Source organism: Burkholderia sp. AU30280 (assembly GCF_020420125.1).
Taxonomy (GTDB): Bacteria; Pseudomonadota; Gammaproteobacteria; order Burkholderiales; family Burkholderiaceae; genus Burkholderia.
This window is the reverse complement of sequence record NZ_JAIZRY010000013.1, coordinates 44,283-64,211: the sequence shown is the minus strand read 5'-3', so window position 1 is coordinate 64,211 and position 19,929 is coordinate 44,283. Positions and strand designations below refer to the sequence as shown.

Below are 19,929 nucleotides of genomic sequence, written 5' to 3'. Positions count from 1 at the left end.
CTCGAAGCCCGATGTCCGGTGCCCCACGGCGCCGGGCGTTCGTTACCCGCATGATCGATTCCCGATGAAACCCGACAACCTGGTCGCCTGCCACGAATGCGACCTGCTGCTTCAGCGTCCGCCGCGCCTGCGCGCGCTGGCGGCACACTGCCCGAGGTGCCGCGCCCGCGTGAGCGGTGCGGCGCACGGCCGCCGCTCGCTCGACCGGATGTGCGCATTGACGCTCGCCGCGCTGCTGACGTGTTGCATCGCGCAGGCCTTTCCGATCGTCGCGCTCGATGCGGCCGGCATCGCGTCGCACGCGACGCTCGGCGACGCGGTGCTCGCGCTATGGTCGAACGACCAGCCGGTGGTGGCCGCGCTCGTGTTCTGCACGACGATGCTGTTCCCGCTGCTGGAGCTCGCCGCATGGCTGTACCTGCTCGCGCCGTTGCGCGCCGGCCGCGTACCGCGGCACTTTGCGCCGGTCCTGCACGGCATTCAGCGATTGCGGCCGTGGAGCATGGTGGAAGTGTTGATGCTCGGCGTACTGATCACGATCGTCAAAATGACGAGCCTCGCGCACGTGCTCGCCGGGCCCGCGCTGTTCGCGTTCGGCGGGCTTACCGTGATGCTCTGCGTTCTGTCGTCGGGAGAACCGGGCCGCCTGTGGGATGCGCACGACGAACTCGTCGCACTGCAGCCCGGCGACGCCGGCCGCACGAAGCGGCCCTGCCCCGACATGACGCAACATAGCGCGCCGCGGGCAACCGAAGGCAGCGGATCGGCGGCCATGACGGCCCGCGCAGCGGGATTGATCGCCTGTCACCTCTGCTCGCGCGTGCAGCCGGCGCACGCATGCGGCCAGCGTTGCACGCGCTGCGGATCGCCGCTGCACGCACGCCGCCCTGACAGCGCCGCCCGTACAGGCGCCCTCGTCGCCGCCGCCGCACTCCTCTACATCCCGGCGAACCTGTTGCCTGTCATGCACGCGACGTCGCTCGGCCGCGCCGAGGACGACACGATTCTCGGCGGCGTCGCGTACTTCTGGACGTCCGGCGACTGGGCGCTCGCCGTCGTCGTGTTCGTCGCCAGCGTGCTCGTGCCGATGCTCAAGCTCGCGATCCTCGCGTTTCAGGCGATTGCCGCGCATCGCGGCGCGCAATGGCGCCCGCTCGAACGAGCCCGGCTCCATCGGCTGGTCGAGCGCGTGGGCCGCTGGTCGATGCTCGACGTGTTCGTCGTCGCGCTCACGATCGCGCTCGTGCATTTCGGCTCGTTCGCCGACATCACGCCCGGCCCCGGCGCGCTCGCGTTCGGCGCCGTGGTCGTGCTGACCATGTGCGCGTCGCTGGCGTTCGATCCGCGGCTCATCTGGGACGGCGCGGCGCGCCCGGTCGCCGCCCGGCGCCAACCCTGACCGGGCGAAAGCCCGCCGATTTCCTTCACATTCCCAAACGATGCATCCGTCCGATTTGCCTCAAACCGAGATCCGGCCGCGCAGCCGCTGGATCCCGTCCCTCGTCTGGATCGTGCCGCTCGTGTGCGCGCTGATCGGGCTGTCGCTCGTGATCCGGACCGTCGCCGCGACCGGCCCGACGATCTCGGTCACGTTCGCCAACGCCGAAGGCCTCGAAGCCGGCAAGACCAAGGTCCGCTACAAGGATGTCGATATCGGCTCCGTCCAGGCCATCACGCTCACGCCCGACTTCAAGCGCGTCGTCGTCAGCATTCAACTGACGCGCGACGCCGCGCGGTTCGCGAACCGCGATACGCGCTTCTGGGTCGTGCGGCCGCGCGTCGGCGCCAGTGGGATTTCCGGGCTCGGCACGCTGCTCTCCGGCGCGTACATCGGTGCGGACCTCGGCCGCTCGCAGCAGAAGCAGACCGACTTCACCGGCCTCGAGACGCCGCCGGCCGTCACCGCGGACCAGCTGGGCCACAGCTATCTGCTGCATGGCGACTCGCTCGGCTCGATCGACATCGGTTCGCCGGTGTTCTACCGGCATCTGCAGGTCGGTCAGGTCGTCGGCTTCTCGCTCGACAAGGACGGTACCGGCGTCGACGTACAGGCGTTCGTCAAGGCCCCCTACGACAAGTACGTCGGCACCAACACGCGCTGGTGGCACGCGAGCGGCGTGGACCTGCGGCTCGACTCGAGCGGCCTGAAACTCAACACGCAGTCGCTGGCGACGGTGATCGTCGGCGGTCTCGCGTTTCAGTCGCCGCCCGGGCAGCCGGAGGCGCCGCAGGCGGCCGACAACGCGTCGTTCCGGCTCGCATCCGACGAAGCCGACGCGATGCGCGACCCGGACGGCACGCCGCTGATGGTCGTGATGCGCTTCGACCAGTCGCTGCGCGGGCTGTCGGTCGGCGCGCCGGTCGATCTTCGCGGCATCGCGCTCGGACAGGTCACGAACATCGGCATCGAGTACGACGAGCACACGCGCAGTTTCAGCATGAAGGTCACGATGGCGCTGTATCCGGCACGACTGAGCCGACACAGCGACACGGCGCTGCCCGCGCCCGATACGGCCGGCGGCCATGAACTGCTCGAACACCTGGTAGTCCAGGGGCTGCGCGGACAGTTGCGCACCGGCAGCCTGCTGACCGGCCAGCTCTACGTGGCGCTCGACATGTTCCCGAAGGCGCCGCGCGCGAGCGTGAACGTGCACCGCACACCGGTCGAACTTCCGACCGTCCCGAACACGCTCGACGAACTCCAGGTGCAGATCGCCGATATCGCGCGCAAGCTCGACCAGGTTCCGTTCGACCGGATCGGCAACAGCCTGAACAGCGCACTGGAGCATGCGAACCAGTTGTTCGGCCACCTCGACGAGCAGGTCGTGCCGCAGGCGCGCGACACGCTGGCCGCCGCGCAGCGCACGTTCAACACCGCCGAGTCGACGTTGCGGCAGGATTCGCCGATGCAGTCCGACGTGCACGACGCGATGCAGTCGCTCACGCATACGCTCCAGTCGTTGAATGCGCTCGCCGACTATCTGGAGCGGCATCCCGAAGCGCTGCTGTTCGGCAAGAAGGGAGAGCGGCAATGAACGCGCGCCCGTTTCGCCTCCTTCGCATGACGGCGCGCATCGCGACGTGCGTCGCGCTGGCCGCGCTGAGCGCGTGCGCGTCGCCGCCCGTGCGCTTCCATACCCTGGCGGCGCCGGCCAGTGCCGGCGGCGGCCCCGCCGCGCATCCCGCATGGCTGATCGACATCCAGGCCGTGCACGTCGTGGCGCCGGCGGACGGCAACCGGCTCGTCGTGCAGCGTGGCCCCGCGCGGGCCGACATCCTGGAGCAGGAGCGCTGGGCCGCACCGCTCGGCGACGAACTGCGCGGCGGGCTGTCGACGCGCGTCGCGTCCGAGCTGGGCACCATCGACGTTCACCGCGTCGCTTACCCGGACGGCACGCCCGTCTACCGGGTCGCGGTGGACGTCCAGCGCATCGAATCGTGGCCGGCATCGCACGTGCTGCTCGACTCGACCTGGAGTGTCAGCGCCGGTGCCGGACAACTCGCACTGACGTGCCGCAGCATCGTTCGAACCGGTGCGTCGGCGGGCTACGACGCGCTCGTCGACGCGCACCGCCATGCGCTCGACACGCTCGCGCTCGGAGTCGCCGCAGGCATTCGGGCGGAGGCGACGCACGCGCCGCCACCCGCCGGATGCCGCGCGGCAACACCCGACCGACGGAGCGCGCCATCCGCCATCGAGCGCGGCGCGCGGGATCCGCGCGTCGATTGAATCGGACCGCGAAGACGCGCCCGGCCAGGTCGGGCGGCCGGCCTCAAAAGCACCGGTGCCCTTGCACGATCGAGCGACATCGTCAGACGGAATCGTCCCGATGAAAAACGCATCGCCGCACCGCCGTTCCCGCGTCGCGCCGTCGTTTTGCGCGACGCGGCATTGCGCCGCCTCGACCATTTCCACCTGCATGGACAACCCACGATGAAACCCGCCCGCCTCACGCGCGAGCAACGCAGGCTCGACACCCGCGAACGGCTCATCGCCGCCGCTCGCGCGCTATTCATCGCGAAAGGCTATGCCGATACGAGCGTCGAACATATCGCCGACGGCGCCGGGTACACGCGCGGCGCGTTCTATGCGAACTTCGAACACAAGCGCGAATTGTTGGTCGAGATCCTTCGCCGCGACCGCGATCGAATGATCACGAAAGTTCGGCTGGCGGCACCGAAGAGCGGCGGCTCGTGCATCGCAGCCGACTACGCGGACATTGCCGCCAGCTGGGAATGTTTCCCGCTGTGGGTCGAGGTCCATCTGTACGCGCTGCGCGATGCCGGGTTCCGGCGCATCGTCGACTGCCTGCACACCGAACCGGCCACGACACCCGAGACGACAGGCGGCGCGACGGCCACCGCCGATCGGATGCCGTCCACGGCCGCTTGGGCGGCCGCGCTCGGCGTTGCGCTGCTGAGCGCCGGCGCACGGTATGCGCGGCGAGACGATCCAGCGTAGCAGGCAGCCATGCGGGCACCCGTTCGAACCGTCGCCCCGGCTATAATTTCAGCCGTTCCCCGACGAGTATCCGCACAATGACGGACGCCAACCTTCCTCACGTGCTGGTGGTCGACGACGATCCGGCGATCCGCGAACTGCTGTCCGGCTATCTGTCCGACAACGACATCCGCGTGACGGGCGCTGCTTCCGGCCACGAAATGGCTGGCGCGCTGGACGCGTTTGCGATCGATCTCGTGATTCTCGACCTGCGCATGCCGGGCGAAGACGGCGTGCAGATCGCCCACGAGCTGCGCGCGCGCTCGAACCTGCCGATCATCGTCGTATCCGGCAAACGGGACGAAGCCGACCGCGTGATGGCGCTCGAACTCGGCGCCGACGACTACCTGACCAAGCCGTTCAGCAACCGCGAGCTGCTCGCGCGCATCCGCGCATTGCTCAGGCGGGCGGGCGCGACCGCCCCTGCGGCCGGGCGCAACAACGATGCCCGCGCGTATCGATTCGGCGGCTGGGAGTTGAACGTCGGCACCCGGCGGCTGACGGACCCGGACGGCGCCCCGGTCGAACTCACCAACGGGGAATTCTGTCTGCTCAATGCGTTTCTCGCCGCACCCGGGCGCGTGCTGTCGCGCGACCAGTTGCTCGAATCCAGCCGGCTGTACGACGACGTGTACGACCGCTCGATCGACGTGCAGATCCTGCGTCTGCGCCGCAAGATCGAACCCGATCCGTCGCATCCGGTTTTCATCCGTACCGTACGCGGCGCAGGTTACCTGCTGGACATGCCGGTCACCCGCTTGAGCGCGGCGGCTGGGTGGACGAGCGCATCCTCCGGGTGAGCGGGCCGGCCGCGCATCCCGAACAGCCTCGCCTTCCCCGCGCCGCCGCGCGTGACGGACGAAACCCGCCGTCGATGCAGGACTGAACGCCAATGCCACACACGTCGCCCTATCACCGTACGCTTTGGCGAGCCAGACGCCACCGGGCCATGATGCTGGCCGCCTGCCTCGCCTTCCTGCTCGTGCTCGCCGCGTTCGCGCACGACACGACGTTTCGCGTCGGCGCCATCTGCGTGTGCGTGATGCTGCTGATGTATGTGCTGACCGCGTACATGCGCCGGCTGGAACACGCGAACCGGGCAATGCGCGCAAGCGAGCAGCGCTGGCGCACCGTCTTCGAGAACGCCCCGGTCGGGATCCTGGTGCTGCGCGCGCATGACCGCTACCTGATGGCCAATCCCGCCTTTCAGCAGATGGTCGGCTATAGCGACAGCGAGCTGGCGGAGCGGCGCGCATCGGACATCACCCATCCCGACGATCGGGCGCTCACGCAAAATTATATCGACCAACTGGTGCGCGGCCAGGATCGCGTCAGGTTTCAAAAGCGTTACGTGCACCGGGACGGCCGCGTCGTGTGGACCGACATGAGCGTGGCGCGCGTGTTTTCCGCTCATCAGCCGGCCGACGCGGACGCGGAAGACCTGATCATCGCGACGGTCGAGGACATCACGCAGCGCCGGGCCGACGAAGAAACGCGACATGGCCTCGAGCGCCAGTTGCGGCAGTCGCAGAAGCTCGAAGCGCTCGGCACCTTTGCCGGCGGCGTCGCGCACGATTTCAACAACATCCTTGCCGCGATTCTCGGCTTCGGCGATCGGGCGCTCGCCAGCGTCGCGCCCGACGCACCGGCGCACCGCGACATCGAGCAGGTGCTGAGGGCCGGCGAACGCGCGCGACTGCTGGTCGAGCGCATCCTGACGTTCAGCCGCAGCGGCCGGACGGACAGGGTGCCCGTGGATGTCGGCGCGGTGGTCGACGAGGCGATCGAGCTGGTGCGCGCGACGCTGCCGGCGCATGTCGCACTCGACGTGCGCATGATGGCGCGCGACGCGCGCATTCTGGGCGACGCCACGCACCTGCACCAGGTCGTGATGAACCTGTGCAGCAACGCGATCCACGCGATGCCGTCAGGCGGCACGCTGCACGTCGAACTCGACCTGGTCCGCATCGACACGCCGCGCTCGCTGTCGCACGGCGCGGTGGGCGCCGGCCGTTTCGTGCGTCTCGCGGTTGCGGACGACGGCAACGGCATTCCGGCCGATATCCTCGAACGCATCTTCAATCCGTTCTTCACGACGCGCGCCGCCGGCGAGGGAACCGGTCTCGGCCTGTCGCTCGTCGACGGCATCGTCCGAGAACACGGCGGGGCCGTCGACGTCCACTCCACACCCGGCGAAGGCGCGCGTTTCGACGTTTATCTGCCCGCCGCGGACGTGCAACCGGCCGTGCCGGCCGAGACGATCCCGGTGCCGCGCGGCAGCGGCCAGGTGGTGCTGCTGATCGACGACGAGGACGCGCTCGTCCGGCTCGGGGAAGACGTGCTGGCCGATCTCGGCTACGAACCGGTCGGATTTTCATCGAGCGAGGCCGCATGGGCTGCATTCGACGCCGATCCGGCCCGCTTCGACGTCGTCGTGACCGACCATACGATGCCGGACCTGACGGGCCTGCAGCTCGCGGCGCGCATCGCGCAGCGGCGCAAGGACCTTCCGGTCATCCTGTGCAGCGGTTTCAGCACGCCGGCGCTCGAACGAGAGGCCCACGCGCTCGGCGTCAAGATGGTGCTGCGCAAACCGCTGAAGACGCACGATCTCGCGCGCGCGCTCGCCGCCGTGCTGCGCTGACGGATCGCCAGGCCGGCCGCGCATGACGCGCCGCCGCCGTCGGCGGCCGGTTCGATTTCAGATGTAACACGGCAGCCGCAATCTGCAACGCACGAGAAATGCCGGACGCCGACACTCCATTGCAACGCAATCTCGCAATGGAGCGTACGCATGGAAGCAACGGCACTCCTGTTGTCCCGAATCCAGTTCGCGGCCACGGTCTCGTTTCACATCATCTTCCCGTCGTTCACCATCGGGCTGGCGGCGTGGCTCGCGGTGCTCGAGGCCATGTCGGTTGCGACGGGCAATCGCGTGTACCGCCGCGTGTTCGAGTTCTGGCTGAAGATTTTCGGCGTCGCGTTCGGCATGGGCGTGGTCTCGGGCATCGTGATGGCGTTCCAGTTCGGCACGAACTGGAGCGAGCTGTCCCGCGCAAGCGGCCCGATCCAGGGGCCGCTGCTCACTTACGAATCGTTTACCGCGTTCGCGCTCGAGGCCACGTTTTTCGGCGTGATGCTGCTCGGCCGCCCCCGGGTGCGGCCGTGGTTCTATCTGACGTCGTGCATCCTCGTCGCCGCCGGCACGACGATGTCGGCATTCTGGATTCTCGTCAACAACTCGTGGATGCAGCATCCAGTCGGATACGTCGTACAAAACGGCGTATTCGTGCCGACCGACTGGGCGGCGATCATCTTCAACCATGTCGTATGGGTCCGCTTCCCGCACATGCTGCTGGGCGCGTATCTGACCACCGCATTCTGCGTGGCCGCCGTCGGCGCCGCCTATCTGCTGAAGGATCGCTACCGGGTCGAGGCCACGGTCATGGTGCGGATGTCCGTCACCCTCGCCGCCGTGCTCGTCCCGCTGCAGATCCTGTTCGGCCACCTCACCGGCGACTACCTGCACGACGATCAGCCGGCCAAATTCGCCGCGGTCGAAGGACGATGGACCGACGAGCAGCCGGCCGCCGAAGTGATCTTCGCGATTCCCGATGCCGCGCATGAGCGCAATCGCGTCGAATGGAAAGTGCCGGTTCTCGGCAGCCTCGTGGCGTCCGGCACCGTCGACTCGCGCGAAGTCGGGCTGACCGATTTCGCCGCCGCCGACCGGCCGCCCGTGCTGATTCCGTTCTTCGCGTTCCGCGTCATGGCCGGGTGCGGGCTCGTCATGCTGGCGCTTGCGTGGGCCGGCACCGCCGTGGCCCGGCGCGGCAGGCTCGAGCAACGGCGCTGGCTGCTCTGGCCGCTCGCATTCAGCTTCCCGCTCGGCTTCGTCGCGATCCTGGCCGGCTGGTTCACGGCCGAAGTCGGGCGGCAGCCGTGGACCGTGTGGGGCGTGCTGCGCACCGCCGACGCACTTACGCCCGGGCTCACCGCGCACTTCGCCGCCGCGACGCTCGCGCTGTTCGTCGCGATCTACGCGTTCATTTTCTGCTTCGGCGTGTACTACATCGTGCGCATCGTGCAGCGCGGCCTGGCCAGCGGCGACGTGCTGACGGTCTGGAATGGCCATGTCATCCAACGGACGTATGCCCCCGCGGCGCGGCCGGCGCGCGCACCGCAGCCGAACGTCCACAAGATTCGATAAGGAGAACTTCGATGATGAACTGGTTCTGGTTCGTCGAACTCGCGTTCGCGCTCGTCGCGTACCTGATGCTCGACGGGTTCGATCTCGGCGTCGGCATGCTGACGGCCTTTGCAGGCGAGGCGCGCGACGAGATGATCGCGTCGATCGCGCCGGTGTGGGACGGCAACGGCACGTGGCTCGTCATTGCCGGCACGATCCTGTTCGGCGCATTTCCGTCCGTGTATTCGATCGTGCTGCCGGCGCTGTATGCGCCGCTCGGCATGATGCTGGCCGGCCTGATCATGCGCGGCGTCGCGATCGAGTTCCGCCACAAGGCCATCCGCTCGCGCCGCATCTGGGACGTCCTGCTGTTCGCCGGCTCGCTGCTCGCAAGCGTCATGCAGGGCGTGTGCGTCGGAACCTATGCGCAGGGGCTGCCGGTCGAGCACCTGCGCTACGCCGGCAACGGATTCGAATGGTGCTCGCCGTTCGCGCTGTGGTGCGGCGCGAGCCTCGCGCTCGGCTACGCGCTGCTCGGCTCGGGCTGGCTGGTATTGAAGGGGCGCGACGCATTGCAGCGCATCGGCCGCGACGCGATCAACCGGCTCGCGCCGATCACCGCGCTGTTCGTCCTGTCGATCCTCGCGTCGACCCTGCTGACCGAAACCGCCGTCGAAACGCGCTGGCTCGTGCATCCGCTGCTGTTCGCGCTGCCGGTCGCCGCGGGCCTGACGTTCCTTTATGTGCCCACCGCGGCGCGGCGCGACGGTGCGTCGGCCTATCTGTTCGCCGCCGCCGGATGCATCGCGATGGTGCTGATGCTCGCCGCATCGTATCTGCCGTTCATCGTGCCGTTCGAAGTCACGCTCGACGCGGCCGCCGCGCCGCGTTCGAGCCAGACCTTCATGTTCTGGGGGGCCGGGCTGTTCGTCCTGCCGTTCATCGTGTTCTACACGTACGTCGCGTATTCGGTGTTCCGCGGCAAGGTGTCCAACGCGCACGCGTACCACTGACGCATTCGCTTCCAGCGTTCCATTCAACCGAGGAATCCCATGAAAGTCGCCCTATTCATTCCATGTTTCATCGACGCGTTCTACCCGGAGGTCGGCATTGCGACGCTGCAACTGCTCGAGCGCCTGGGCTGCGAGGTCGACTATCCGCTCGACCAGACCTGCTGCGGCCAGCCGATGGGCAACAGCGGTTGCGAAAAGCAGGCCGCGGCGACCGAGAACCTGTTCGTGAAGAACTTCACCGGCTACGACTACATCGTCGCGCCGAGCGGCAGCTGCGTGCACCACGTGCGCGACCACCTCACCGCCGCCGACCAGACGCGCGACGCGGTCGCGGTACGCAGGAACACGTACGAGCTCGTCGAATTTCTCCACGACGTGCTGCGCGTGCGCGAATTCCCGTGGGCCGAGTTCCCGCACAAGGTAGGGCTGCACAACAGTTGCGGCACGCTGCGCGCGCTGCGCACCGCGAAGATGTCGGAGATCGACGAGCCGTTCTTCTCGAAGCCGCTCGCGCTGCTCAAGGGCGTGAAAGGCATCGAGTTCATCCAGCCCGACCGCCCGGACGAATGCTGCGGCTTCGGCGGCACCTTCTGCGTATCGGAGGCGCCCGTATCGGCGCGCATGGGCGCGGACAAGGTTCGCGACCACCATCGCAACGGCGCCGAGTACATCGTATCGGCCGATTCGTCGTGCCTGATGCACCAGAAAGGCTGCTCGGACCGCCTCGAGCTCGGCCTGAAATTCATCCATATCGCGCAGATCCTGAACGGAGCACGAGCATGAAACGCGTAGACCACGTCGGCGCATCCGAGAAATTCATCGCCGACGAGAAACACATCCAGTTCCACGACAAGCGCTTGTGGGAGCTGCGCACGTCGCGCGACGCCGAAGTGCACGGCATTCCCGAATGGGAAGCGCTGCGTACGCTCGCGTCGGCGATCAAGGAGCACACGCTCACGCACCTGCCCGAGTACCTCGAGGAGTTCGAGCGCAACGCGACGGCCAATGGCGTCGTCGTTCACTGGGCGAAGGATGCCGAGGAGCACAACCGGATCGTGTACGAGATCCTGAACCGGCGCAACGCGAAGCTGCTCGTCAAGAGCAAGTCGATGCTGACCGAGGAATGCGAGATGCGTCCGTATCTGGAAGAGCGCGGCATCACGGTCGTCGAGACCGATCTCGGCGAGCAGATCCAGCAGCTCGACGACGAGCTGCCCTCGCACATCGTCGTGCCTGCCGTGCACAAGCTCGCGACCGACGTCGCGAAAATCTTCTCCGAGAAGATCGGCACCGATCCCAACGAAAGCAACATTCCCAAACTGGCCGAAGCGCAGCGCAACGCGACGCGCCCGCTGATCCTGAACGCCGACGCAGGCATGACCGGATGCAACTTCGCGGTCGCGGAAACGGGTGGCATCACAGTGTGCACGAACGAAGGCAACGCGGACCTCAGCGCCAACGTGCCGCCGCTGCATATCGCGTCGATCGGCATCGAGAAACTGATTCCGAAGCTCGAACATCTCGGCGTGTTCGTGCGCATGCTGTCGCGCAACGCGATCGGCTCGCCGATCACGCAGTACACGTCGCACTTCCGCGGGCCGAAAAAAGGCGGCGAGATGCATTTCGTGCTGGTCGACAACGGCCGTTCGGAGCGGCTCGGCATGGACGATTTCTGGTACTCGCTGAAATGCATCCGCTGCGGCGCGTGCATGAACACGTGCCCGGTCTATCGCCGCAGCAGCGGCCTCAGCTATGGCGGCGTGTACTCGGGGCCGATCGGCGCGATCATCAACCCGACCTTCAACCTGCGCAAGTACAGCTCGCTGCCGTTCGCGTCCACGATGAACGGCAGCTGCACCAGCGTGTGCCCGGTGAAGATCAACATCCACGAGCAAATCTACAAGTGGCGGCAAATCGTGGCCGAGCAGCACGAACTGCCGTTCGTCAAGCAGGAGGCGATGAAAGTCGCCGGCCAGGTGCTGTCGCGGCCCGCGCTGTATCGCGCCGCCGTCAAGACGGCGGGCACCGCGGTATCGGTGCTCCCGCGCGCCGTGCTCTACAACCCGCTCAACGTGTGGGGCAAGCAACGCGAAGTGCCCGACGCGCCCGAGCAGACTTTCCGTGACTGGTATCTGAAGAGGAACAAGAAATGAGCAGCCGAGACCTGATGCTTTCCCGTTTGCGCGAAGTGCGCCCCGCCCGCCGGCCGCTGCCGCAGGTGCCGATGTTCGACACGAAACTTCCGCCCGCCGTCGATACGTTTCGCACGTCGCTCGCGCGGCTGGGCGGCACGTGGTGCGGGTTGCCGGAGCGCACGCCGCTCGACGCGTTCATTCGCTCCCGGTTTCCCGGCGCATCCGTGTTCTGCTCGGCGACCCCCGAATTCGACGGCAACCGCGACCTCGCGTCGATCGACGATCCGCGTGCGCTGAACGATGTCGACGTCGGGATCGTGCGCCCGGCGTTCGCCGTCGCGGAGACCGGCTCGATCTGGCTCAGCGAGACGGAATACGACGTCAACGCGCTCGGCTACCTGTCGCAGCACCTGGTCGCATTGCTCGACCCCGCGGACATCGTCGGCAACCTGCATCACGCGTATCACCGCAGCGAGTTCTTCGCGGCCAACTATGCGGTGCTGATGAGCGGACCGTCGGCGACCGCCGACATCGAGGGCGTACTGGTGCGCGGCGCGCAGGGTATCCGGTCGCTCACCGTCATCCCGGTGCCGAGGCCCGTTGCCACGCGATAACGCAGGAGCATGCGATGAGTGTCATCAAGCGCGCCCGCGATACGATCGCCCGCGCATGGCGCGACGGGCGGCATCACCTGCCGCTCTCGGCAGCGCTCAAGGCCGGGCTGATCTGCGCGGCGCCGGCGCTGCTCGCGGCCACGCTGCACGCGCCGTCGCTGTGCTGGGCCGCGATCGCCGCGTTCTGGACGTGTCTTGCGGACGATCCGTCCGAATCGATCCGCACGCGGGCCGGTGCGGGGTTGTGGTTCGGTGCGATCGGCGCGCTCGCGTCCGCGTGCGCGACGACCGCCGCGGATGTCGGGTGGCTCGCCGTCGCGCTGACGGGCGTCGCGGTCTACGTCGGCGGCCTCGCGCGGCTCGGCGGCGCGGTGATGGGCACGCGCGGGTTGCTGCTCGCCACCGCATGCGCGGTGTCGGCCGCGTTTCCCGCGCATCCTTGGCCCGCGCCCGAACGGTATGCCGCGAGCTTTGCCGGCGGAAGCCTGTGGGCGGTCGTCTGTCTCGTGGGCTTCTGGCAGGAAAGCCACACGGCCCGCGCACGCAGGGCGGCCTTCGCCTACCTGTATGCGGCGAGTTCGTTCGTGCGCGCGCTGGTGCCGGTCGCACACGATCCGCGGCGTGCGGGCGGCCCCAATCGCGCCGCGCTGCGAACGCGACTCAACGCAATGACGCGCACGGCCCGGGCCGAGCCGATGGGCGCCGGCACCGCCGCCATGGCGTGGCAACTCGGCGGCGAAAGGTCGATCGCGTTGCTCGCGGGCCTCGAAAGCCTGCTGTGCAACCGCCCCACGGACGGCACCACGGCGGCCACCCTGCTCGTTCCGTTGCTGCACCGGCTCGTCGCGTTGATCGATGCGCATGCCGACGCGGTACTCGAACGGCCGGGCTGCGACGCCGCGCTCACACGGCTGCGCAACAGGCTGGCCGCCGACATGCGCGGCGCGACGCTGCGCGCGGACGGTTCGGCGCTCGGCGACGACGCGCGTGCCTGGCTGCAGTCGTGCATGACGCTCGTGGCGGCGTTCACCGATATCGGCGATATCCGCGCCGGCGATCGAAACCCGGCGCCGCCCGTCGCGCGCGAACGGCCGCGCCTATTCCAGGCGATCGGCTTCGCGACGCGTGCGGCGCTGACGGAAATCCGTGCAAGCGGACGCATCGCGCGCTATGCGCTGCGGCTCGCGGTGGCGGCCATGCTCTCCGCGGTACTGGCCCGCGCGCCTGGCGTTCAGCAGGGCTACTGGATCGTGCTGACCACGTTGTTCGTCGTGCAGCCCACCGTGCCGCACACCGTCAGGATTTCCGGCCTGCGGGTATTCGGAACGGTCCTGGGCGCGATCGTCGCATCGGGCGTCGCGCTCGCGTCTCACAACATGGCGCTGCTCGCGCTGGCGATCGTCCCGCTCGCCACCGGGACCTTTTCCGCGCGGCCGGTCAGCTACGTGTCCTACATCCTGTTCCTCACGCCGCATTTCATTCTCGTCGCGTATCTCGGCGCACCTGTCGCATCGCCGTGGCTGCTCGCCGGGATACGGGTCGCGAATAGCGTCGCGGGCGCACTCGTGGCGCTCGGCGTGAGCGTGCTCGCTTGGCCGGAGTGGGAGCGGGGCAAGCTCGACGCCGTATCGAACCGGGCGATCGCCGCGGTGGCGGAATACATCGAGCTCGTCCGTGCATTCGTGTCGAAGCGCGGCGTCGAAGCAGACGAACTGATTGCCGCGAGGCGGCAGGCGTGCGGCGCGACCGACGAACTCGACGCGCTGTCGGCGGCCATGCGCCTGGAAGCGGGCACAACGCGTTCCCGTATCGACGACGCTTGCGAACTGGTCCGTCGGCTGCGCGATGCGGTCGGCGGCGCCGCGCCGCTCGAGTGCCTTGCCGCGAGCATGAGCGCCGCTCGCCGCGAACGGCTCGCCACGGTAGAACTGTCGAGCGTCGAGTTGGCGGCCGATGCGACCGCGCGCGCCGTTGCCGTTCGCGATTCGCGCACGCGTCGCTTTATTGCGTTCAGAACCGATCTGGCACAGTCAGCAGCCCGAAGCGACTCGACGCAACGCGCACGCTCGTTCGGCGCGGCCGTTGGCGATATTCCACCAGCGGACTGATATCGCGCGCGCCACGGGCGCGCCGGCCGGAAGCTGCGTCAGCCCCGTTGCGTCACTGGGCCGTCTCGGCCGCCTCCACGACCGGCAGCGGCCGGCTCGCGATCTTCTCGGCTTCCGCGCGCTTGAGCCCCAGCGTATGCAGCAGCGTTGCCGCCGTGCGTTCCGGAAAATGCTCTCCGCTGAAGCCCAGTTCCTTCAGCACACCGGCGGCCGGCGCGCCCGGCGCGACGAAGTTGAGTTCGGCGGCAATGGCGGTCAGCACCGTACCGCCGACCGACAGGAAGCCGATGAACGGATCGGCGACCACGAAACGTTTCTCGGCGATGCCGCGCTCGATGTCCCGCAGCAGGCGCTGACCGAGGCCGAACGTCAGGACCCGCGCCGAAAAACCCTCGCGGATCAGGAAGTGCCCCCATACCGGCTCGCGCCGCGCGCGCATCAGCGTATGCCGCACCGACACGGCAACGATCTCCGCCGGGTCGGACAAGCCGCTGGCCAGACGATCGAGCGAATCCGCGAATTCCTCGAATACCGATTCCACGAGGGTGGCGTAGATCGCTTCCTTCGATTCGAAGTGGTTGTAGAACGAGCCGAAGCCGACGTCGGCGGCCTCGGTAATTTCGTTGATGGCGACGCCTTCCATGCCCTTCTCGGCCATCAGCCTGAGCGCGGCATCCAGCAGGCGGGCGCGGGTCTCCCGCTTGCGGCGCGCGCCGCGCGGCTCGCGCTCTTCGGCGGCCGCGGGCGCGGGTGTGGACGCTTCCGGCGCGGAGCGCTTTGGGGTCCGGCGATTCGGTGTGTTCGGCATGACGTTTCCGATTCTTGTTCGTGCCCAAGTATAGATTCAAATGTCTACATTGACAAAATCATCATCTATGACTTTAATGTCACAAAAGGCGCCGAAACAAAGCCTCGAGAACCGATCGACAGACGAATGGAGAAACGGTGGAGACACATCTGCATACGGACGCCAGCGCGTCCATTCACGACAACCTGCCCTCGTCGCCCGAGCGCGGATTGCGTTCGACGCTCGGCGTACCGATCCCGGGATACAGGCCGGCCGGCACCGCAACGGGCCACTTTCCGGCCTGTCGCGGTACCCGCGACGAAGCCCGCCGCCCGCATGCGAAATCGACGAGCGACACCGCGACGTTCACGGGCCGGCCTGTCATGCCGCGCGGCGGCGCGATTGCATGTCGGCCGTCGCGCGCAAAGCCCCTCGATGCGACGGCGCCTGCCTTCGCGATTGCCACTCGACCTGCCTGATCGTCATCCTCGATGAAACTGACCACCCCACAGCCGGCGCGACACCCCCACCCCACCACGAAGGCATCGGCGCTCGCCTATTTGATCTTCGATCGTCCGGACCTCGACGAGGCCGAGCACTTTCTCAACGACTTCGGTCTTCGAACGGTGCTGCGGGACGACACGCAATTGTTGCTGCGCGGCACGGGCGCCGCACACTTCTGCTATGTCGTTCGCCACGCGCCGAAGGCCCGCTTCGTCGGCTTCGGATTGCGGGTCGACAGCCGCGCCGATCTGGAAGCGCTCGCCGGACTCCCCGGCGCGTCGAAGGTCGACGCATCGGATTGGCCCGGCAGCGGCCACCGGGTGAGCCTCACCGATCCGTCCGGTTTTCGGGTCGACGCGATCGCGGGCCAGACACGGGCCGACACGCTGCCGCATCGCGCCGCGCTCCCGTTCAACTCGATCGACGCGCCCGTGCGGATCAACGAGACGCAGCGGCCGCCGGCGAGCCCACCCGAGGTCATCCGGCTCGGGCACGTCGTGCTCGAGCTCGCCGACTACCAGGAAACCTGCGCGTGGTACACGCAGCATTTCGGGTTCATCCCCAGCGATGTCCAGGTGCTGCCGGACGGCTCCCCTGCGGTCGCATTCCTGCGGCTCGATCTGGGCGACAGGCCGGCCGATCACCATACGCTCGCGCTCGCCCAGGGATTCGTGCCAACTTATAGCCATAGCGCGTACGAACTGGTCGACGCCGATGCCGTCGGCATGGGCCAGCGCATGCTTCGCGACAGCGGGTGGACCCATGCGTGGGGCATCGGCCGGCACATTCTCGGCAGCCAGATCTTCGACTACTGGCAGGACCCGTGGGGCGACAAGCACGAACACTATTGCGACGGCGACCTGTTCACGGCCGACGAGCCGACGGGCGTGCACGCGGTCAGCCGCGAAGCAATGGCGCAGTGGGGCCCGACGATGCCGCGCAGCTTCACGAAGCCCCGGTTCACGCCGTCGAGCCTCGCGGCACTGTTTCGCAACCTGCGCCGCAGTCCCGACCTGACGCTGAGCAAGCTGCTGACCCTGGCGAAGCTGTTCGCCTGATCCCCTACCGTCCGTTCGACTCACGAGAGACCCATTCATGTCACTGCTAGTCCTGCACTTCCGGCATAACGGCCGCGCCCAATGGGGCGTGGTCGCCAACGGCGCCGTCACGCCGATTCCCGGCGACTTCGAAACGACCGCAAGCTTTCTCGCGGCGAATCCGGTCGAGCGGCTCGTCGCGCTCGACGGACCGACGATTCCGGAGAAAGAGGTGGAGTGGTTGCCCCCGGTAACGGCCAACCAGCAATTCGTTTGCCAGGGCGCGAATTATCGCCGGCACATGATCGAGTCGGGCATGGATCCGGACGCGAAAAAGTTCAACATGATCTTCACGAAGGCGACGAGTTGCATCGTCGCCGCCGACTCGCCGGTCGTGAAACCGCGCCACGTCCGGTTTCTCGACTACGAAATCGAGCTCGGCCTCATCCTCAAACGCGACATCGCGTCTCGCCGGCAGATCACGGACGCGAACCTGCACGACTACGTCGCCGGCACCGTGATCGTCAACGACTATTCCGCGCGCGATGTCCAGATCCCGCAGATGCAGTTCTACAAGGGCAAGAGCTTCCGGACGTTCGGCCCGGTCGGCCCGTATCTGTGCCTGCTCGAGCGGCGTGACTTCCCGAAGCTGAAGGCGCTCGACCTGACGTTGACCGTCAACGGCGCGGTGCGTCAGCAGGACTCGACGTCGAACCTCGTCTACGGCCCGGCAGAAACGTTGACAGAGCTGTCGGGCGTGCACGACCTTCACGCCGGCGACCTGCTCGCGACCGGCACGCCCGCCGGCTGCGCACTCAGCATCCCGTCGCCGCTCAAGCAGCGGGCCGTCGCGCTGTTTCCCGAATCCGTCAAGTGGAAGATGTTCATGAAGGTGCAAGCGGGACGCGCGCAGTACCTGAAGGCCGGAGACATCGTCGAAGCCCGGATCGCGAGCCGGGACGGAACGATCGACCTGGGCGTGCAACGTAACGAGATCGTGGACGAAGCGGCATGAACGGCATCGCGACCCGGGACGACGTGCTGGCGATCGAAGCGCAGGGCCTGCCGGCGGACCTCCCTGCCAGCACGTACGAGATGATTTGCGCCGGTGCGGCCATCGATCCGTCCGCCCCCGCGCTCTCCTTCTTTCCGAGCGCCGACGCGCACCGCGACGCCGAGCGCTGGACCTATCGCGAGCTGGTTCGCGACATCACACGCACGGCCAACCTGTTCACGCGCCTCGGCGTGAGTTCGGATTCGGTGATCGCCTATGTGCTGCCCAATCTTCCCGAAACGCATTTCGTGATCTGGGGCGGGCAAGCGGCCGGCATCGTCTGCGCGATCAATCCGCTGCTCGAAAGCGAAGCGATAGGCAGCCTGCTCAAGGCGGCCGGTGCCAGCGTACTCGTGACGCTCGCGCCATTTCCCGGCACCGATCTCTGGCAGAAAGTCGCGGCCATCCTTCACCAGGTCGAGCCGCTGCGGCATCTCGTGCTGGTCAATCCGGCCGATCGCGTGCGGGGCGCGACGCAATCCGCGGCCCGAACGCTCCAGCGTGACGCATGCACGAAGCTGCACGGTGACGACGGTTTGCGCGGCGCGGTGCCCGCGCCTATCCAGATCCACGACTTCGGTACGGCAATCGCGCGGGAATCCGGTACGGCGCTCGACAACGCGCGCCGCATTCAACCTGGCGACATGTCCTCGTTCTTCTGCACCGGCGGCACCACCGGATTGCCGAAAATCGCGATGCGCAGCCACGGCAACGAGGTGGCGAATGCATGGAGCGCCGGCCGGTTCCTCGGCGACAGCATCGGCCCCGGCAAGACGACCTTCTGCGGATTGCCGCTCTTTCACGTCAATGCCGCGATGGTGACCGGCCTGCTGCCTTTCTCGCGCGGCGCCCATGTCGTGCTCGGCACACCGCAGGGTTACCGGGGCGACGGTGTCATCAAGCGTTTCTGGGAAATCGTCGAACATCATCGCATCAACTTCTTCAGCGGCGTCCCGACACTTTATGCGTCGCTGCTCGACATTCCCGCCGACGGTCATGCCATCGACTCGCTCGAATACGGCCTGTGCGGTGCGGCGCCGATGCCCGTCGGCGTCTTCAGGGCCTTCCAGGAAAAAACCGGCATCCGGATTCTCGAAGGCTACGGCCTGACCGAAGGCACGTGCGTGAGCAGCGTCAACCCGCCGAACGGCGAGCGTCGGCTAGGATCGATCGGGCTTCGCATTCCGTTCCAGGCGATGAAGGCGGTCGTCGTGGACGATGCGGGACGGTATCTGCGCGATTGCGCGGTGAACGAGGACGGGCTGCTCGTCATCTCGGGGCCGAACGTTTTCACCGGCTATACGCGCCCCGATCAGAACAAGGCGTTATGGCTCGATCTCGGCGACGGCAAGCGCTGGCTCAACACCGGCGACCTCGGCCGCTGCGATGTCGACGGTTACTTTTGGCTGACCGGCCGCAAGAAGGAATTGATCATTCGCGGCGGACACAATATCGACCCCGCGGCGATCGAGGAACCGCTTCATCGGCATCCGGCGGTCCAGATCGCCGCGGCAATCGGGCGGCCCGATGCGCATGCCGGCGAGCTGCCGGTCGCATACGTTCAGCTCAAGCCGGGTATGAGCGCGACCGAGCACGATCTGGCAGCGTTCATGCAGTTGGAGATCACTGAACGCGCCGCCCTGCCCAAGCACGTCCGAATCGTGGAAGCGATCCCGCTCACGGGCGTCGGCAAGATCTTCAAACCGGAACTCAAGCGCCGCGAGACGCGTGACGCGCTCCGCGAAGCGTTGGCCCAGGGCGGCGCCCCCGGTGCATCGATCGACGTCACGACCAACGAATCGGGCGGCATGTCGGTGTCGGTCGAGTTGAGCGACGCCGGGCTCGAACCCGCGGCCCGACTGGTGCTGGGGCGCTTTCCGTTTGCGTTCTCGATCTCGATCGCCGCGCGGCCAATACGGTCGCGTTGACCGACCGCTACAGACCTGCGGCGATAGAGCAGCACGGCTAGCCTGCATAACACACACAT

At 67.5% G+C, this 19,929-nt stretch carries 16 protein-coding genes; 15 read left to right on the top strand and 1 reads right to left on the bottom strand.

The genetic code is table 11. From position 1 onward, the window contains the following. Positions 1-64 precede the first annotated feature (64 nt). The 12 genes from LGN17_RS26840 to LGN17_RS26785 all read left to right on the top strand — a co-directional run bounded on the left by LGN17_RS26840 (position 65) and on the right by LGN17_RS26785 (position 14,560). Positions 65-1,399 carry a PqiA/YebS family transporter subunit gene (locus LGN17_RS26840; RefSeq protein ID WP_226199673.1) on the top strand — a complete coding sequence of 445 codons (1,335 nt, stop codon included), beginning with the start codon at positions 65-67 and terminating at the stop codon, positions 1,397-1,399. A 40-nt stretch (positions 1,400-1,439) separates the two neighbouring features. Continuing rightward, positions 1,440-3,035 (top strand): intermembrane transport protein PqiB, encoded by a 1,596-nt coding sequence (locus LGN17_RS26835; protein ID WP_226199670.1) that lies wholly within the window; start codon positions 1,440-1,442, stop codon positions 3,033-3,035. Continuing rightward, positions 3,032-3,730 (top strand): membrane integrity-associated transporter subunit PqiC, encoded by a 699-nt coding sequence (locus LGN17_RS26830; protein WP_226199668.1) that lies wholly within the window; start codon positions 3,032-3,034, stop codon positions 3,728-3,730. The genes LGN17_RS26835 and LGN17_RS26830 overlap by 4 nt, the downstream gene beginning before the upstream one ends. A gap of 204 nt (positions 3,731-3,934) precedes the next feature. Beyond that, positions 3,935-4,462 (top strand): TetR/AcrR family transcriptional regulator, encoded by a 528-nt coding sequence (locus LGN17_RS26825; protein WP_226199666.1) that lies wholly within the window; start codon positions 3,935-3,937, stop codon positions 4,460-4,462. A 77-nt stretch (positions 4,463-4,539) separates the two neighbouring features. After that, positions 4,540-5,301 (top strand): response regulator, encoded by a 762-nt coding sequence (locus tag LGN17_RS26820; RefSeq protein WP_226199663.1) that lies wholly within the window; start codon positions 4,540-4,542, stop codon positions 5,299-5,301. A gap of 149 nt (positions 5,302-5,450) precedes the next feature. Beyond that, on the top strand, positions 5,451-7,145 hold the full coding sequence (locus LGN17_RS26815; RefSeq protein WP_226199661.1) for a PAS domain-containing sensor histidine kinase: 1,695 nt from the start codon (positions 5,451-5,453) through the stop codon (positions 7,143-7,145). A gap of 150 nt (positions 7,146-7,295) precedes the next feature. Continuing rightward, complete coding sequence (locus LGN17_RS26810; protein WP_226199659.1) at positions 7,296-8,711, top strand: cytochrome ubiquinol oxidase subunit I; 1,416 nt, start codon at positions 7,296-7,298, stop codon at positions 8,709-8,711. 11 nt (positions 8,712-8,722) lie between these two features. Then, positions 8,723-9,703, top strand: a complete 981-nt coding sequence (gene cydB, locus LGN17_RS26805; RefSeq protein WP_226199655.1) for a cytochrome d ubiquinol oxidase subunit II — start codon at positions 8,723-8,725, stop codon at positions 9,701-9,703. Between the two features lie 39 nt (positions 9,704-9,742). Then, positions 9,743-10,486, top strand: a complete 744-nt coding sequence (locus tag LGN17_RS26800; RefSeq protein ID WP_226199652.1) for a (Fe-S)-binding protein — start codon at positions 9,743-9,745, stop codon at positions 10,484-10,486. Then, entirely contained in the window at positions 10,483-11,856 is a 1,374-nt protein-coding gene (locus LGN17_RS26795; protein ID WP_226199650.1) for a lactate utilization protein B, read from the top strand. Before LGN17_RS26800 ends, LGN17_RS26795 begins: the two co-directional genes overlap by 4 nt. Next, the gene (locus LGN17_RS26790; protein WP_226199647.1) at positions 11,853-12,452 is read left to right on the top strand and encodes a LutC/YkgG family protein; all 600 of its coding nucleotides are present in this window, start codon (positions 11,853-11,855) and stop codon (positions 12,450-12,452) included. The genes LGN17_RS26795 and LGN17_RS26790 overlap by 4 nt, the downstream gene beginning before the upstream one ends. A 14-nt stretch (positions 12,453-12,466) precedes the next feature. Beyond that, positions 12,467-14,560 (top strand): FUSC family protein, encoded by a 2,094-nt coding sequence (locus tag LGN17_RS26785; RefSeq protein ID WP_226199644.1) that lies wholly within the window; start codon positions 12,467-12,469, stop codon positions 14,558-14,560. 52 nt (positions 14,561-14,612) lie between these two features. Here LGN17_RS26785 and LGN17_RS26780 read toward each other — a convergent pair whose 3' ends face one another. Further along, entirely contained in the window at positions 14,613-15,368 is a 756-nt protein-coding gene (locus LGN17_RS26780) for a TetR/AcrR family transcriptional regulator (RefSeq protein WP_226199641.1), read from the bottom strand. Positions 15,369-15,838: 470 nt separating this feature from the next. Between LGN17_RS26780 and LGN17_RS26775 the strand changes: the two genes are divergently transcribed. From LGN17_RS26775 to LGN17_RS26765, 3 genes are read left to right on the top strand one after another with little or no spacing between them, the layout of a single operon-like run. After that, a complete protein-coding gene (locus LGN17_RS26775; RefSeq protein ID WP_226199639.1) occupies positions 15,839-16,909 on the top strand; it encodes a VOC family protein in 1,071 nt (356 codons plus the stop codon). A 37-nt stretch (positions 16,910-16,946) separates the two neighbouring features. Next, positions 16,947-17,903 (top strand): fumarylacetoacetate hydrolase family protein, encoded by a 957-nt coding sequence (locus LGN17_RS26770; RefSeq protein WP_226199638.1) that lies wholly within the window; start codon positions 16,947-16,949, stop codon positions 17,901-17,903. Next, positions 17,900-19,870, top strand: coding sequence for an acyl-CoA synthetase (locus LGN17_RS26765; RefSeq protein ID WP_226199636.1), 1,971 nt, complete (start codon positions 17,900-17,902; stop codon positions 19,868-19,870). The genes LGN17_RS26770 and LGN17_RS26765 overlap by 4 nt, the downstream gene beginning before the upstream one ends. Positions 19,871-19,929 lie beyond the last annotated feature (59 nt).

Coding starts and splice junctions, on each gene's coding strand:
- LGN17_RS26840 (WP_226199673.1), top strand. CDS start 65: ATGAAACCCGACAACCTGGTCGCCTGCCACGAATGCGACCTGCTGCTT.
- LGN17_RS26800 (WP_226199652.1), top strand. CDS start 9,743: ATGAAAGTCGCCCTATTCATTCCATGTTTCATCGACGCGTTCTACCCG.
- LGN17_RS26810 (WP_226199659.1), top strand. CDS start 7,296: ATGGAAGCAACGGCACTCCTGTTGTCCCGAATCCAGTTCGCGGCCACG.
- LGN17_RS26775 (WP_226199639.1), top strand. CDS start 15,839: ATGAAACTGACCACCCCACAGCCGGCGCGACACCCCCACCCCACCACG.
- cydB (WP_226199655.1), top strand. CDS start 8,723: ATGATGAACTGGTTCTGGTTCGTCGAACTCGCGTTCGCGCTCGTCGCG.
- LGN17_RS26795 (WP_226199650.1), top strand. CDS start 10,483: ATGAAACGCGTAGACCACGTCGGCGCATCCGAGAAATTCATCGCCGAC.
- LGN17_RS26765 (WP_226199636.1), top strand. CDS start 17,900: ATGAACGGCATCGCGACCCGGGACGACGTGCTGGCGATCGAAGCGCAG.
- LGN17_RS26790 (WP_226199647.1), top strand. CDS start 11,853: ATGAGCAGCCGAGACCTGATGCTTTCCCGTTTGCGCGAAGTGCGCCCC.
- LGN17_RS26785 (WP_226199644.1), top strand. CDS start 12,467: ATGAGTGTCATCAAGCGCGCCCGCGATACGATCGCCCGCGCATGGCGC.
- LGN17_RS26780 (WP_226199641.1), bottom strand. CDS start 15,368: ATGCCGAACACACCGAATCGCCGGACCCCAAAGCGCTCCGCGCCGGAA.
- LGN17_RS26820 (WP_226199663.1), top strand. CDS start 4,540: ATGACGGACGCCAACCTTCCTCACGTGCTGGTGGTCGACGACGATCCG.
- LGN17_RS26770 (WP_226199638.1), top strand. CDS start 16,947: ATGTCACTGCTAGTCCTGCACTTCCGGCATAACGGCCGCGCCCAATGG.
- LGN17_RS26835 (WP_226199670.1), top strand. CDS start 1,440: ATGCATCCGTCCGATTTGCCTCAAACCGAGATCCGGCCGCGCAGCCGC.
- LGN17_RS26825 (WP_226199666.1), top strand. CDS start 3,935: ATGAAACCCGCCCGCCTCACGCGCGAGCAACGCAGGCTCGACACCCGC.
- LGN17_RS26830 (WP_226199668.1), top strand. CDS start 3,032: ATGAACGCGCGCCCGTTTCGCCTCCTTCGCATGACGGCGCGCATCGCG.
- LGN17_RS26815 (WP_226199661.1), top strand. CDS start 5,451: ATGATGCTGGCCGCCTGCCTCGCCTTCCTGCTCGTGCTCGCCGCGTTC.